Source organism: Sphingomonas arvum (assembly GCF_026013565.1).
Taxonomy (GTDB): domain Bacteria; phylum Pseudomonadota; class Alphaproteobacteria; order Sphingomonadales; family Sphingomonadaceae; genus Sphingomicrobium; species Sphingomicrobium arvum.
This window is the reverse complement of the sequence record NZ_JAPDOB010000001.1, coordinates 1,042,780-1,056,609: the sequence shown is the minus strand read 5'-3', so window position 1 is coordinate 1,056,609 and position 13,830 is coordinate 1,042,780. Positions and strand designations below refer to the sequence as shown.

At 60.9% G+C, this 13,830-nt stretch carries 13 protein-coding genes and 1 pseudogene; 9 read left to right on the top strand and 5 right to left on the bottom strand.

What is annotated here, in order from left to right:
- The first annotated feature begins 20 nt into the window (after nucleotides 1-20).
- From OMW55_RS05210 to OMW55_RS13920, 3 genes are read left to right on the top strand one after another with little or no spacing between them, the layout of a single operon-like run.
- Entirely contained in the window at nucleotides 21-575 is a 555-nt protein-coding gene (locus OMW55_RS05210; protein WP_264881354.1) for an RNA polymerase sigma factor, read from the top strand.
- A complete protein-coding gene (locus OMW55_RS05205; RefSeq protein ID WP_264881353.1) occupies nucleotides 565-1,590 on the top strand; it encodes a FecR family protein in 1,026 nt (341 codons plus the stop codon). Before OMW55_RS05210 ends, OMW55_RS05205 begins: the two co-directional genes overlap by 11 nt.
- A 54-nt stretch (nucleotides 1,591-1,644) precedes the next feature.
- Complete coding sequence (locus OMW55_RS13920; RefSeq protein ID WP_407822101.1) at nucleotides 1,645-2,103, top strand: winged helix-turn-helix domain-containing protein; 459 nt, start codon at nucleotides 1,645-1,647, stop codon at nucleotides 2,101-2,103.
- A 380-nt stretch (nucleotides 2,104-2,483) separates the two neighbouring features.
- Here OMW55_RS13920 and OMW55_RS05200 read toward each other — a convergent pair whose 3' ends face one another.
- Complete coding sequence (locus tag OMW55_RS05200) at nucleotides 2,484-5,474, bottom strand: TonB-dependent receptor plug domain-containing protein (RefSeq protein ID WP_264881352.1); 2,991 nt, start codon at nucleotides 5,472-5,474, stop codon at nucleotides 2,484-2,486.
- 388 nt (nucleotides 5,475-5,862) lie between these two features.
- Between OMW55_RS05200 and OMW55_RS13915 the strand changes: the two are divergent.
- Nucleotides 5,863-6,021, top strand: a pseudogene (locus OMW55_RS13915) (DUF202 domain-containing protein); the annotation flags it as partial.
- 47 nt (nucleotides 6,022-6,068) lie between these two features.
- On the opposite strand, the gene OMW55_RS05195 reads toward OMW55_RS13915, so the two are convergent.
- The 4 genes from OMW55_RS05195 to OMW55_RS05180 form a co-directional block, all read right to left on the bottom strand.
- Nucleotides 6,069-7,073 (bottom strand): HoxN/HupN/NixA family nickel/cobalt transporter, encoded by a 1,005-nt coding sequence (locus OMW55_RS05195; protein WP_264881351.1) that lies wholly within the window; start codon nucleotides 7,071-7,073, stop codon nucleotides 6,069-6,071.
- 74 nt (nucleotides 7,074-7,147) lie between these two features.
- Entirely contained in the window at nucleotides 7,148-7,480 is a 333-nt protein-coding gene (locus OMW55_RS05190) for a nitrile hydratase subunit beta (RefSeq protein WP_264881350.1), read from the bottom strand.
- Nucleotides 7,477-8,145, bottom strand: a complete 669-nt coding sequence (locus tag OMW55_RS05185) for a nitrile hydratase subunit alpha (protein ID WP_264881349.1) — start codon at nucleotides 8,143-8,145, stop codon at nucleotides 7,477-7,479. The genes OMW55_RS05190 and OMW55_RS05185 overlap by 4 nt, the downstream gene beginning before the upstream one ends.
- Nucleotides 8,142-8,471 (bottom strand): nitrile hydratase subunit beta, encoded by a 330-nt coding sequence (locus OMW55_RS05180; RefSeq protein ID WP_264881348.1) that lies wholly within the window; start codon nucleotides 8,469-8,471, stop codon nucleotides 8,142-8,144. The genes OMW55_RS05185 and OMW55_RS05180 overlap by 4 nt, the downstream gene beginning before the upstream one ends.
- Nucleotides 8,472-8,658: 187 nt before the next feature.
- Here OMW55_RS05180 and OMW55_RS05175 point away from each other — a divergent pair, with 187 nt between their 5' ends.
- The 5 genes from OMW55_RS05175 to OMW55_RS05155 all read left to right on the top strand — a co-directional run bounded on the left by OMW55_RS05175 (nucleotide 8,659) and on the right by OMW55_RS05155 (nucleotide 13,829).
- Nucleotides 8,659-9,450 (top strand): substrate-binding domain-containing protein, encoded by a 792-nt coding sequence (locus OMW55_RS05175; protein WP_264881346.1) that lies wholly within the window; start codon nucleotides 8,659-8,661, stop codon nucleotides 9,448-9,450.
- Nucleotides 9,447-10,241, top strand: a complete 795-nt coding sequence (gene tetH / locus OMW55_RS05170) for a thiosulfate dehydrogenase (protein ID WP_264881345.1) — start codon at nucleotides 9,447-9,449, stop codon at nucleotides 10,239-10,241. Before OMW55_RS05175 ends, tetH begins: the two co-directional genes overlap by 4 nt.
- A gap of 142 nt (nucleotides 10,242-10,383) precedes the next feature.
- Nucleotides 10,384-11,247 (top strand): substrate-binding domain-containing protein, encoded by an 864-nt coding sequence (locus tag OMW55_RS05165; RefSeq protein ID WP_264881344.1) that lies wholly within the window; start codon nucleotides 10,384-10,386, stop codon nucleotides 11,245-11,247.
- A 2-nt stretch (nucleotides 11,248-11,249) separates the two neighbouring features.
- Nucleotides 11,250-11,963 carry an SDR family oxidoreductase gene (locus tag OMW55_RS05160; RefSeq protein WP_264881342.1) on the top strand — a complete coding sequence of 238 codons (714 nt, stop codon included), beginning with the start codon at nucleotides 11,250-11,252 and terminating at the stop codon, nucleotides 11,961-11,963.
- 117 nt (nucleotides 11,964-12,080) lie between these two features.
- Complete coding sequence (locus OMW55_RS05155; RefSeq protein WP_264881341.1) at nucleotides 12,081-13,829, top strand: thiamine pyrophosphate-dependent enzyme; 1,749 nt, start codon at nucleotides 12,081-12,083, stop codon at nucleotides 13,827-13,829.
- Nucleotide 13,830: the final 1 nt, after the last annotated feature.

Genomic DNA, 13,830 nt, shown 5'->3' with positions numbered 1-13,830 from the left:
CACTAGTAATCGACCAGTTGATGGCTCAACCTTCGCCGATGTCTGGCGAACCGATCAAGGCCGACGAGATTGCCGCTGCGGCAGCTCGTAACGGAGCCTTGCGGGCGAGCCTGGGTAATTACTTCAGGCGCCGGCTAAGCCAAGTCAACGATGTCGATGACCTCGTCCAAGAAGTTTTTGTACGTTTGGCAGGACGCCAGACCGGTGCCGAGATCAGCAATCTTGATGGCTACATTTTCCAGACCGCTTCCAATGTGCTGGCGGACTATGGCCGCCGACGCGCCGTCCGTAAGTCAAGTGCCCACGTCTCGCTGGAGCCAGCGGATCATGGAACGGACGACCTGGCGCCCGATCGCATAGCGGCTGGGAAACAAGAACTCCGGTCCGCTCTGGCTCGCTTGCTCGAACTGCCCGAGCGAACTCGCACCATCTTCATCCTCCATCGCCTTGAGGGCCTGCGCTACAGAGAGGTCGCGATCCAGCTGGGCCTCTCGGTGAGCGCCGTCGAGAAGCACATGATCCGTGCCATTCGTCACCTCGGCACTCTGCCAAGTGAGACTGCTCATGATACGTGATGTTAAAACCTGGCAGGATTCCATTGACCTGTCACCGGAACACGCCGCTGCCATGTGGGCCGCTCGCCAAAGCGAAGGCTTGTCGGTGCATGAGAGGGCGCTCTTGGACGAGTGGCTCCGTGGCAATCATCGCCACCGCGAGGCTTGGCAGCACGTGTGCGGGGTTCTGACAGTACTGGACGAGAGTAAGGATACCGACCTTCTGTCCGAACTACGAAGCCAGGCACGAGAGGCGAAACGCAGGCCCCTTTTCAGCTCCCTGCAGCTTGCCGCAGCTGTAGCCGCTGCCATTTGTTTGCTCTTCGCCGCACCCGCGCTCTATGGTCTCCTTGATCCTGGGAGGACAACTCACCCCCAGATTGCTCAACCGGCAGTCGAGCAGAAGTGGGCTCGGTTTGCATCAGCTGGCGGACAGGTACGATCCTTACGTCTTTCCGACGGCAGCGAGCTTGTTCTTGATGCAAGGACCAAGATCGATGTGCGGCTAGGACGAAATCAGCGGGAATTTCGATTGATTGAGGGCCAGGGGCTCTTTGACGTTGCACATGACCCTGCCCGACCTTTTGTCGTGGTGGCAGGCCCGACCACCATCCGGGCACTTGGAACGCGGTTCAGCGTGAAGGCCAGCAGTGGAGAAGCACGGATCGATCTGTTTCAGGGTCGTGTCGCCATCCAAACCTCCGCTGGTTTAGCTCAGATCCTTGAACCCGGGCAAAGGCTGGTGGATGGGGGGAATGGGAAGCGGACGATATCGCCTGTTCCTCACGCCAGTCTGGACTGGCAGCAGGGCATGACGACGTTCGACAACGAAGTATTGTCGTCAGCGCTCGCCGAGCTGAACCGCTATTCGGATCGCAAGCTCATCATCGCTGACCTGCGCTTACGCGATCTGCGGATCACAGGGAGGTTCCGGAACGGCGATCCCGACGGTTTTGCCGAAGCTCTGGGAGTTGTGTACCCCGTTAGGGCTCATCGCCAGGGGCCGGACGTGATCGAGCTCAAGAGTCTGAACTGAATCGAAATCGCTCCACCGCCACGTGAGGTAATCTGCTGACCGTGCGTCTTGAGAATGGAGGCACTCGAAGCGGAGCAGGCGATGCATTGGTCAGGGGCTATTCTCAAGCCTAATCTAATCGTTAGCGGGTCCGCTGACGGGCCCGTACCCCGATCGACGCCTTCTTGCGGGCACTTCACGAGCGTCGGCGTATCGGTGTTGTCCGAAATGAGCTTGCAAGAACTCCGTTTTGGAGAGTGGCGCCTTGTCCCAAGCGCGCGTGTCCTGCTCCGCGATGAGTTACCCGTCACGATTGGAAGCCGCGCTTACGACCTTCTCCACTTGCTGCTTCTCCGGCGCGGAAGGATCGTAACAGTGCGCGAGATCATCTCTTTCGTCTGGCCGACGACGACCGTCGATGACACCAATGTTCGGATACAGCTGTCTACATTGCGTAAGGTCCTTGGCGAAGATCGACACCTGATTAAGACAATCGCCGGCCGAGGTTACTTGTTCTGCGACGAGCTTGATTGAGCAGTCTCCGAGCTGGCGTTGTCAGCGTCGGCCCGCCGGCCGGGTCCATCCGGCGGGATCGATGGTCCCTCCGTTGGAAAGCCAGCGGTGCGATCAGCTCGATCAAGCGCGAGATCTTGCGGCGTTTCGCCGTGATGGTTGGTAACCCTCGAAGCGTTGTCGAAGATTGCCAGAATGATCAACACGGCAAGGAAGATGCCGGCCGCAGTGAGACTGAAGAGATGATGTTCGGGTTTCGGCTTCGGGTTAGGACGAGGCACGGGCAGCTCCGCTGAATTTGCTCAGCTGCTTTTAGATCCGGGCTATGGCGAGTTCTTTCGGTTCCGCCTCTTTCGGCCCGCTTCCGCCCGGCACGCCATGCGCGAGCGTGCCCAAGCGCTTCAAAACGCCGTGCCAAGCGCGAGCGAGAAACGCCGCCGCCGTGGGTCGGCGTAGGTGCTATAACCCAGAGTCTGAGGGTCAGCAGTGATTGGTGGGGACGCATCGAACACGTTGGCAATGACCAGCTCGACCTGAGCTCTCTTCAGAACTCCTACCCCAACCGCCAACGTCTGCCCGACACGCAGGTCGAAGGTAACTTGCTGAGGAATGCGCTGCCGGCCCTGAAAGCGCAGAATCTGCGGATTGTATTGAGCGTCGGCAGGGCTGCCATAGATCGGTCGATAGCTGCCAGTGTAGTTTGCTCGTAAGCCTGCTGAACTACTGCCGAGATGCCAGTCAAGAGACAACACTCCGCGCCATTTCACCGGGCCGTCGGCATAGCCGGCCCGCTCCGTCGAAAGCCTGGTACCGGATATCCTATGACGCAAAGAGCTCGTCCAGGTCGCGGAAGCATTGAGGTCGAAGATCCCAAAGCGTGTCGCGGGCAATTGCCAGGACAGATCGGCATCTAGGGATTTCAACACGGTCTCGCCATCATTGACGCCCCGGCCGTCCACGTGAGTAACGATACCAGCCGTGAAGCCCAGTGCCGCATCGGCGTCGGTCAGCGGCAGCCGCCTGAGCCTGCCAGGATCGCTTCCCTCGCGCGCCAGAACTTCGGGAACCCTCGCTAGTGCATTCTCGTCGTCGAAGAAGATGTAGGAGAGGACGTAGGGCTCACGCGTCCGATGAATGTGTGAATAGTCGAGCGAGAACTGCGGCCATCTTCTCGGATCGGGGTTTAGGACCAAGCCAGCGGAGATGCCGCGTGCTCGTTCGGGAGGAGAGTCCGGCGAACCACCGTAAAGGAAGATGAAGGAGCGCTCACTTCCGACCGGCCGCCCTCCACGCTTGCTGTCTGCGAGCAGCGCGTCGGAATTGACGAAATAGCCGAACGTCGATTGAAGGTTACGGATCGTGGGCGGAAGCTCACCTGTTGCAGAACTGAGCCGTAACAGCAGGTTGTGCCGGGGACGTATGCGCACGCCGGCAGTGTAAGTGAGAGCGAGCCGGTGCGAGCGTGTTTCCGGCTCCTGCCCCGGCAGAATGGACCCAAAACTTGTCGGATAAAGCGTTCTTGAACTGTCACCTCGAAGAGCCAGTTGCACTTCGAGCTTGCGTAAAAACGGGAGCCTTTGGTCACTCCCGGTGATCGGCGCCCTAAGCTCCAGAAGAGCGGAAGCTACTTGCACTTGCCGCGGCGAGTTGTCGAGGACGCGCTTGCTCGCTGGGAAGTTACTGACGCGCTGCGTTTCGGGAACCGTCTCGCGTCGCCATTCAGCCGATGCAGTCGCCGTCAAAGGCCCTCCCGGCAAGTGCACCAGAGGTCCCGCGAGACGCAGCGAAGCATCGTAGAAGTGATTGGTCAGAACCTGGCTGGTCCGACCAGTCTCTCGGTATGCCAGTAAAGCTGCGTTTCGCTCGGCTTCGGGCGCAAGCGGGTCAACGACCGGTAAGTCGAGCCCACCGGGTTTTCCTGTCAGCAGTGCATTGAGCAATGGAAAGCTGACGACGCTGTTAACGCTCGCATTACTGACCCGAACTCTTCCAAGCGACGCGTCGATGTTGAGGCGCCAGTGCCCCCCCAAGGAGGCAGTCACGCCGGTGGTCATGTGCGTGGTCACGATCTTCTGCGTGTAGAGCCCGATGAGGTCCGGACGCGGAAGCGTGAAAACGACGGATTGTTGAAAAGGGTTAGTGGGAGCAAAGGGGTAAGTCACGGTCTGCTCACCATCAGCGAAGTCGTACCGGCTCCTGTTCTGCAACCATGCTCCGCTGACATACACCTCGAAAGCATCGCCGAACCGATGGTCCAGGTTCACCAGCGCGGCCTCCGACTGGACACGCGGAAGCAGAGACGCTTCGCCGTCGCGAAGGTCCGGCGCCGAGTCGAATGTCAGCTTGCCCGCGTTGGCCTGCAGCAACGTGATGGCCTCGTTTCGTGAGCCTGAGAACGAACTTGGCAGATAGGAATAAGCCGACCCGAGATTGGCACCGCCATACTCTGGCTTTAGTCGGAGGGGCTCACCTGAGCTGCTGTAAACAGTCACGGAGTCGGTGAAGCGATAGAAGCCTCCGGAATTCGCTGCATAGCGGAGTGGAGAATAGCCGGCAGGATCGTTCTTGAACTGAAGTTTGCGTTGCCTTTCGGAATAGTCGCGATTCTTCCGCAGCAGCCCGTTCGCTTTGCGTAGGCCGCCAACCAGCATGATCCCGGTGCGATCGTCCGAACTGCGCAGCCCGATCATAGTCTCAAGAGAGGTTGTGCCGGCGTCGCCGCGGCTGCTTAACCCTGCCGTGCCTCGCATTTCCACTCCGCGCATCTTCTGGCGGAGTACGATATTCACTGCCCCGCCAAGCGCACCAGGGCCATAAGTGCCCCCGGCGGTGGAAGTGATGCTCTCTACGCGCTCGATCGCGATCAGCGGGATCGCGTTGATGTCGGGCTGCAGGTTGTCGAGGGTGAAGGTCGGAATCGTTGGGAAACGCCGACCGTCCACCAGCACCAGTGTTCGATCGGGACCTAAGCCGCGAAGATCGATCGAAGAGCGGGAATCCCCAGCGTTCCTAAGAATCTGCGCCGGTGCGGCAGAGGCTGCGTTGGCGGTAAGCTCGGTCCGGAGGATTTCGTTGAGATCATCGCGGGTCGCCTCGGCAAACTTGGAGCGCTCCAGAACTTTGTAGGGCCGGATATCGTTGGTCGAGCGACGGATATCCACGTTCTGACTGCGCCGTCCCATCACCAGGATCTCGGGGATGGGCAAGTCCCTGGCCGTGTCACGGAAATCGGCGTTCTCAGATTTAGGCAGGCGATAGAGGGCGAAGCTGCCGGCAACAACGCGATAGCTGACGTCCGTGCCGCGGAGCAGCAGGCTCAGCGCAGTTCCCCTCGTGAAGGTGCCACGCACGGCTGGCGCCGACAGATGGTCGGTTATGGTTTTGTCGAACAAGAGCCCAGTCCCGGTCTCCCGAGCGAATTCACCCAAGGCTCCAGACAGTGGCCCGGCGCGGACATCCACATTTACTACATCGCTCGGCCCCGCATGCGTCGCAGACGGCAAAAGGGCAGATACTGGCAGGAGCATGGTGACTATTGAGAATTGCATGCTCGCCAACCTTCCTCCGCCAAGGAGTCGGAGGGATCATAACAGGGTTAAGAGGGATTAGATTGAACTCGATGAGCCTAGGGCTCGAACAAGATAGTGGAAGCAAGCTCGGCTTCTTGCCGTTTCGCACGGCGATGAAAGGGAAAGCACGATAATGGGTCAGTGAGGGTGCGAATTGGGTAGGCCAGAGCGGTCGCGATCGGCACATTATCGCTGACAACCCGGAGCCGACATGACGCAGCCAGCCGAGACCACGAACGAGCTCGCCACCGACCGCACCCGACTAGCTTACGAGCGTACCTATGCTTCCTGGGTCCGGACCGGCCTTGGTGCACTCGCCGCAGGGGTAGGCTTCAGGTCCCTGCTCGCGGATCACGTCCCGGGTTGGGCCCTACACGCCGCGGCGACAATCCTTCTGCTGGTAGGCGCCTTCTGCTTCTACGCGGCGGTATCATGTGAACGGCGGATCAGCGGATTGGAGCGTGGAAAGGGCACTCCCCTACCCTTGCTGAAAGGCGTAGCCTGGTTGTTGGTGGTTGCGGCCGTGGCCGCTTTCGTCGCCTCGTCACTCGTTTGACGTCGCCGCGCCAAGACCAAGGTTCCTGCCCAGGCGATGAGAATAAAGGCCAGCACCGAGGCGCCAATCAGACTGGAGTGCTCAGAGACGGTGGCCAGCAGGGCCAGGGCATCGGGTCTCGACATAAAGCGCGGGTCGACAGTCGGAAGCAACTGAAGCATCCCGGTCGAGAGAGCCAGCGCGATCGAAAGGGACGTGACCACCAGATTGTAGGTGCGGCGTCGTTCTGGCTGCTCGACCGCCAATCGATATGCGCCGACCACCAGGAGACCGTCGATAGTATCGACCAGCGTCATGCCTGCAGTGAATAGCAGCGGCAAGATCGCGATCTCGTGGAGCGGCATGCCATTCGAGGCCTGCCCCGCCGAGAGGCTGAACATGGCTATTTCACTCGCCGTATCGAAGCTCAGTCCGAAGAGGACGCCAAGCACCAGCATGTGCCAACTCGAGCGCATGGCGCGCACCAAGCGAGCAGCAAAGGACGGGATGGCAGCCGACGGCGACAGGCTCTTTTGCATCGCCGTTCGCAAAGCGAAGATGTTTGCGATAGCGACCGCGATGAGGAACGTGCCGGAGATTGCCTGGCTGATCGCTGCTCCAGCGGCCCTGTAGTGCTCGAACCACGCTGCGGAACTTGCCGCATGAGCGATGGCCAGCGTCACCACGATGACCAAGCCCGAGTGACCAACGGCGAAGAAGAAGCCAATCGCGACCGGTTGCTGGCCGTCGCTCATCAGTTTTCGAGTGACGTTATCGATCGCAGCGATGTGATCGGCATCGAAGCCATGTCGCATGCCGAGCCCGTAGATGAGCAGGGCTATGCCTAGCAGCACCGGGCTGCCCGAGAACGCAATGAATGCAGCCACCCATGATCCTGCGTTCAGGAGCAGTACTGCGCTTACAACCAAGAAGAGGCGGCTTTGGAAGCTCGCCGCCCTCATCATTCGGACGAGCGCTGCCGCTCCTCAACGGCCTGCATCCGTACTGCAAGCTCCGCCGGGGTAAGCAGGCCCTTCTGAAAGAGGATATTGGCAAACGCGACTATCCAACGCTCGTAGTAACCGAGCTTGCCAATCTGCTCGGAGCCAAGAGCCTCGACCCCGCGCCGCTTCTCCTCCGTGTTGATGATCTTGCGGAAGTCGAGCACGTCGGCGAGCGCGTGACATCTCTTTTCCCACGGAAGCAGCTCATGTTCGCTGCGGTCCAGCGGACCGGCAGGTTGACCGCCGACGTCGTTGGGCAAGCGGGTGATGAGGGTCGAAAGGTCGTTCACATGACTGCTCCCGATGGGACCAGGTCACGCACCACCCCGATCATTGCATCGCGGGTGACAAGGGCGGCGAGCTGGTCGGTCGTCAGATCATCTATGCCTGCCGGGCGCTGCGGAAGAATCAGAAAACGCACCATCGCCGTTGAGTCACTCACCCGGATCTCGACATCATCAGGGATAACGGTGCCGAATTCTGCAAGCAGCTGTCGCGGTTCATAGACTGCGCGCGCCCGGTAAGGCTTGAGCTTGTACCAGTCGGGCGGAAGCCCGAGCACCGGCCGCGGGTAGCAGGAGCATAGAGTGCAAACGACGAGGTTATGGACCTCGTTGGTGTTCTCGAGAACGATCAGCTGAGTATCATCGTAGAAGGTGATCCCCAGCTCCTCGCAAGCCATCCTACCGTTTTCTAGTAGACGTTGCTTGAAGGCTGGGTCTGTCCACGCCCTCGCCACCACCGCCGCGCCGAGAGCTGGGGAGCGCGAGTCCAGAACCTCGATCTGGCGGCGAATGTCGGTAGCCGCGATCAGGCCCTTATCCGTGAGCAGCTCGCGGACAGCAGTCTCCATGACCTCGAAAATGCCGTCCCGCTCTGCATCGCGCGCCATGCCGGCATGAGAATGGTCATGATCATGGTCATGGTCGGCATGGGTCGTTGTTTCTCCAGTCACGGCTCTGCTCTCTTCAACCAAGTTTCGAAGATCTCGATGTAGAGCCCGTCGTTGTCGGTGCCCCGATAGTCGCTCCAAAGCTCCGTCATGGGCACGAAGACACGGTAGTAATGACGCCGGGATCCCGCGTTACGGCCGAAGCTTTCAGCTTCGTTGTCGACCATGGTCGGTCGTATTGCGGCGATAACCGTGGCGGGCTTGCCGCGCATGTAAGTGGGGACCCGGTAATGCCCGATCGGCTGCCGGTCATCGATCTGCACGCGGTCGCCCGGTTCGAAGACCGGGTCCTCGCGGTCAGCATGCACCACTTTACTCAAGGTCTGCATGAATCCTCCAGGAGGATCGGCGTAGCGGAGATGCAGCAGCCGTTCTTACGGGCGTGAACGCGGCTTGCCGATCCGCACGCTGCCGGCCGGGCCATGCTGCGCAATCCCCGGTCGCAATGCGAAGGTGAAAGCCACGGTCGCCCTCCCTCACCTAGGGTTACGGCCTGCTCTAATTACGAGACGGGAGATGCAGGTGATGTTCACTCCATTGTTGCTGGCCGCTGCGATCGCCGCTTCGGCTCCGGCATCCGCTCAGCCGCCCCTTAAGGTTTACGGCCCAGGCGGTCCCCTGCCCGCGATGCAGGAGGCTGCAGCGACTTTCCAGGAACAGCATGGCATCAAGGTTGAGGTCGTCGCCGGTCCCACGGCTAACTGGATTGCCGCCGCCAAGGGCGATGCCGACCTCCTCTACAGTGGCTCCGAAGACATGATGACCAGCTTCATGGTCGGCATGGACGGCGAGCTTCAGGTGCAGGACGTCATCCCACTCTACCTCCGTCCGGCTGCTATCCTGGTCAGACCCGGCAATCCTCATCGCATTAGCGGTTTCCGAGACCTTTTGACGGCGGGCCGCAAGATACTGGTCGTGACCGGCTCAGGTCAAAACGGCCTTTGGGAAGATGTCGCCGGACGGCTTGGCAGTATCAGTTCCGTCAAGGCGTTCCGCGCGAACGTGAAGACCTTCGCGCCTAATAGCGCCGTCGCCAAGCAGGCCTGGACTGCAGACCCGACACTCGATGCCTGGCTGATCTGGAACATCTGGCAGGTTGCGAACCCGCAATTAGCAGACGAGGTCCCACTAGAGGCTGAGTATCGGATCTACCGAGATATCGGAGTTGTGCTGACCCCGACCGGCAAGCAGCGGCCCGAAGCAGTGGCCTTCGTCAAATTCCTCAGCTCTCCGACAGGCGACCAGATCTTCCGGAAATGGGGTTGGGCGCGCGAATTCCCGGTCAGCAAGCAGGAAACTGCAAAATGATCGGCTTTCATGGCCGCCGAACCGCCCTCAAAATGCTGGGCGGAAGCCTAGCCCTTAGCGGAGCTGCATCCATGGGTCTGTTACCAGCACAGGGCACCGCCGTCCCTCAGGAACTACTGCCAAGTGGTGCAGCGAGCCTGCGCGAGCTGGCCAAGCGCTTGGCCAAGGCACCCCGCCGACGCAACTTCAAGACAGTGCCGATGATCCTCGATCATCCCGAGCTCTGGGACCACGAGGCGCTGTCCGAGGTCATCGCCTACCGGCCCGCTGCCAAACAGGTGTGGGACAGCAAGGACATCGGTGGCCCATGGCTGAACCTGATGCGCAACGCGGTGAACTGCCAGATATGGTCATTCAGGCAGCCCGACTTCCTTGCTGCGTCGATGACCCACGGTACCGCGCAACTTGCCCTCTTCGACCAGAGCGCATGGGATAAATATCAGCTGGCGAGCCGAACCGGTGGAGCCTTCAGTTCCAACAAGCTGATCCTGGACACGCCGGCGGCCGCTGCTGATCCTTCCGACTTCCAGAACCCCCAAGGCGTATTCTCGCTCGAGAACAACAGCATCCCAGCCCTCATGCGACGAGGCGTGGTGTTTGGCTCATGTCACAATGCCATCTGGGAGACCGCCGTCGCACTGATCAAGGATGGTGTGAATCCCGACAAGCTGAGCGTCGAGGCGCTTGCCGCCGACCTTACCAATCGGCTCGCGCCCGGCGTCATCCTGACCCCCGGCGCCGTTGGAACCCTCCCGGTCCTGCAAGCCGCCGGCTTCCACTACGCAACGTGAGGTCACCATGTTTGAACGCTTGGCGCTAGGCCTGGGAGTGCTGGTGATGACCGCCACTGCCGCTGCTGCCCCTCCGTCTATCTACCCTCCCTGGCAGGAGGGGCGGAACAACGATGTCCGCCAACGCGGGGTAGAATTCACAGTGCCCGAGATCGACAACCTTCCGGATTTCCACGGCGACCCCGAAGGCGCTCGGCTCGTGCTGTACGTCGGAGGCAATTACTTCTTCGCCATGGCACCGCTGGTCGACGCGTTCGAGCAGATGCATCCGGAATATAAGGGCAAGCTCTTCTGGGAAACATTGCCACCGGGCATCCTGGCGGAACAGATCAAGGCCGGGGGGACGATCACGGTCGGCAATATGACCTGGACCATCAAGCCGGACGTATACCTTGCCGGACTTGGCGACGTGAACTCGCTGATCGCCTCGGATCATCTGGCAGGTCCGCCCTCCATCTTCGCCGTCAATGATCTCACGATCATGGTGCCCAAAGGGAACCCTGCTGGCATTCGCGGTCTTACCGATCTCGCCCGGCCCGAGGTTCGCCTCGCAATGCCGAACCCGCAGTTCGAAGGTGTAGCCAAGCAGATCCAGCAGGCGCTTACAAAAGCCGGTGGCAAGGCGCTGGAGACCGCGATCTACGCGACCAAGGTCCAGCAGGGCAGCACCATCCTCACCCAAATTCATCATCGGCAAACCCCGCTGTTCCTTATGCAAGGCAAGGTCGATGCTGGGGTCACTTGGCAGTCGGAAGCTCGCTTTCAGCAGCAAGTCGGAAATTCGATCGAGCAGGTCGCTATCCCTCCCGACCAAAACGTAAGCGGCACCTACGCCGGAGCGATGGTCAAGTCGGCACGTCACCCCGACGCAGCTCGGGCTTGGCTGAAGTTCATCATGTCACCCAAGGCTTCCAGCCTCCTAGCTACGTTCGGCTTCCAGGCACCCCCGGCCGCTGCATCGGCTTCTCCGACCGGCTCTGCTCTCGCAAAGGCTCAGGGGCGATAAGTATGACCAGCACAACAGAACTCTCGGGTTCCCGGGTTCTCGTGATCGGTGGCAGCAGCGGCATCGGTCGAGCCACAGCCACGCTGTTTGCCGCGGCGAACGCTGATGTGGTGATTGCCTCTCGAACGCCCGGCAAGCTCGCAAACGTCGCCAAGGAGATCGGGGTTGATTGGGCAGCCCTCGATGCAACCGACGATAAGGCCGTTCAGCGATATTTCGAAGAACATGCCTTTGACCACGTGATTGCAAGCGCGGCACAGACCAAGAGCGGCTCGGTACGGTCACTTCCGCCCGCCGACGCCCGTGCAGCCCTCGAGAGCAAATTCTGGGGAGCATATAACGTTGCTCGGTCGGCACGCATCAGTGACGGGGGCTCGTTGACCATGGTGTCCGGATTTCTCTCAAGGCGGCCAAGCGGCGGCGCAGTGCTGCAGGGCGCCATCAATGCAGCACTGGAGGCGCTTGGGCGCGGTCTGGCGCTCGAGCTTGCGCCCGTTCGGGTGAACACGGTGTCACCTGGCCTTATCGCGACACCCATCTGGTCGGGCATGGCTGAAGCCGATCGGTCGGCAATGTTCGCCAGGGCGGCCGACCGGCTGCCGGTGAGAAGGGTCGGCATGGCGGAAGATGTTGCCAAGGCAATCATGTTTGTTGCCACCAACCCTTTCGTCAGCGGCAGCACCGTAACTGTCGACGGCGGTGCGACGATCGCCTGATCGTCGCCATGGCTTGCACGCTTGCAGTGGCAATCGAGAAGTGGCGTGCAAGCATGAAATCTCGGCGTCGCCGATGATCGTACAGGGCTCCTGCCACGCATCGAGGAGCCAACCGCTGTGTCCAGGAATGTCGCCGAACTCATCATCGCGACGCTTGAGCATGCCGGCGCCAAGCGTTGTTACGGCTTGCCTGGCGACACCTTGAACCTTGTGACGGACGCCATCCGTCGCAGCACGATCCGCTTCATCCACGTGCGTCACGAAGAGGCTGGTGGCTTCGCTGCTGGCGCTGACGCACTTGTTAGCGACGAACTAGTCGTCTGCGCTGGCTCGTGTGGCCCGGGCAGCCTGCACTTCATCAATGGGCTTTTCGATGCGCACCGGAACCGCGCACCCGTCGTCCTTATCGCCAGCCAGCTCGGGCGTGATGAACTCGGGACCGACTTCCCTCAGGAGGTCGATTTCAAGCCATTGTATCAGCAGGCAAGCGTCTTCTGCCAGGAGGTAAGGACTGCAGAAGCGGCCGGCCGGATTATCGCCATGGCCGTGCAGGCGGCGCTCAACAAGAGAGGCGTCGCCGTCGTGATCCTCCCAGCTGATGTCGCCAGTCTCTCCACTGACGAGGCTCCACGCCAGATACACCGTGCAACCTCAGTCCTGACCCCTGTCCTCGATGAGATCGCCAAAGCCGTCGAGATCATCTCCCGCGGCCGGAAGATCGCCATCTACGGTGGTTCAGGTTGTCAGCACGCGCATGAGGAAGTGATCGCGCTCGCGGCAAAGCTCAAAGCGCCTGTAGCCTACACCTCGCGAGCCAAGGACTTCCTTGAGCCCAACAATCCCTTCGCAGTGGGAATGACCGGCATCTTCGGGGTCAAGAGCGGCTTCGATGCGCTGATGGAGTGCGACACTCTCATCCTGCTCGGATGCGACTTTGCCTGGCGTCAGTTCTACCCGGGCAAGGCGACAATCATCCAAATCGATACTGAGCCGACGCATCTTGGACGGCGTCACCCGATCGACCTCGGCCTGGCTGGCGATGTTGGGCCCACGCTCCAACTGCTGCTGCCAGGCCTCGTAGAACGCGCGGACACCGGCTTTCTCGAGAAGGCTGGCAAGCAGCGCTTCGAGACCTACCATCAGCTCGAGAAGCGGGCTGTGGCGAGCACCGAGGCCATCCACCCGCAATATGTCACGACGTGCCTCGCTGAAGCCGCCAACGAAGATGCAATCTGGACTGCAGATGGCGGTACACCGATGGTCTGGCTGCTGCGCCATGTGTCAGCGACAGGCCGCAACCGCACGCTCCTCAGCCTCACGCATGGCTCGATGGCGAATGCCCTGCCCTACGCTCTTGGGGCGGCAGCTGCGAGGCCAGACTGCCAGGTGATCTGCCTTTCGGGAGATGGCGGTCTGACCATGCTCCTTGGAGACCTCCTGACTGCCGTGCAGGAGGAGCTCAACATCAAGGTGGTGGTCTTCAACAACGGCTCGCTGGCCTTTGTCGATCTGGAGCAGAAGGTCGAGGGCCTGCTCAATACCTACACCGATCTTCGCAACCCAGACTTTGGCGCACTGGCGCGCGCGATGGGCCTATGGGGCGAAAGGGTTGAGGAGGCCGCGGATTTGCCCGGCGCGATCACCCGCCTGCTCGAGCAGGACGGCCCCGCGCTCCTCGATGTCGTTGTCGATGGCTACGAATTGGTCGTCCCGCCACATGTCAGCGCAGGCAATGTCGGCGGGACCGCACTCTACGCTGCCAAAGCTCTTCTCGCCGGCGAAGGGCGTGAAGCGGCACGGCTGATCACTCACAACCTACCCGTGGCGCGGCCTGCCCCCCGGACTCAGATCAAGCAGGAGAGCTAAC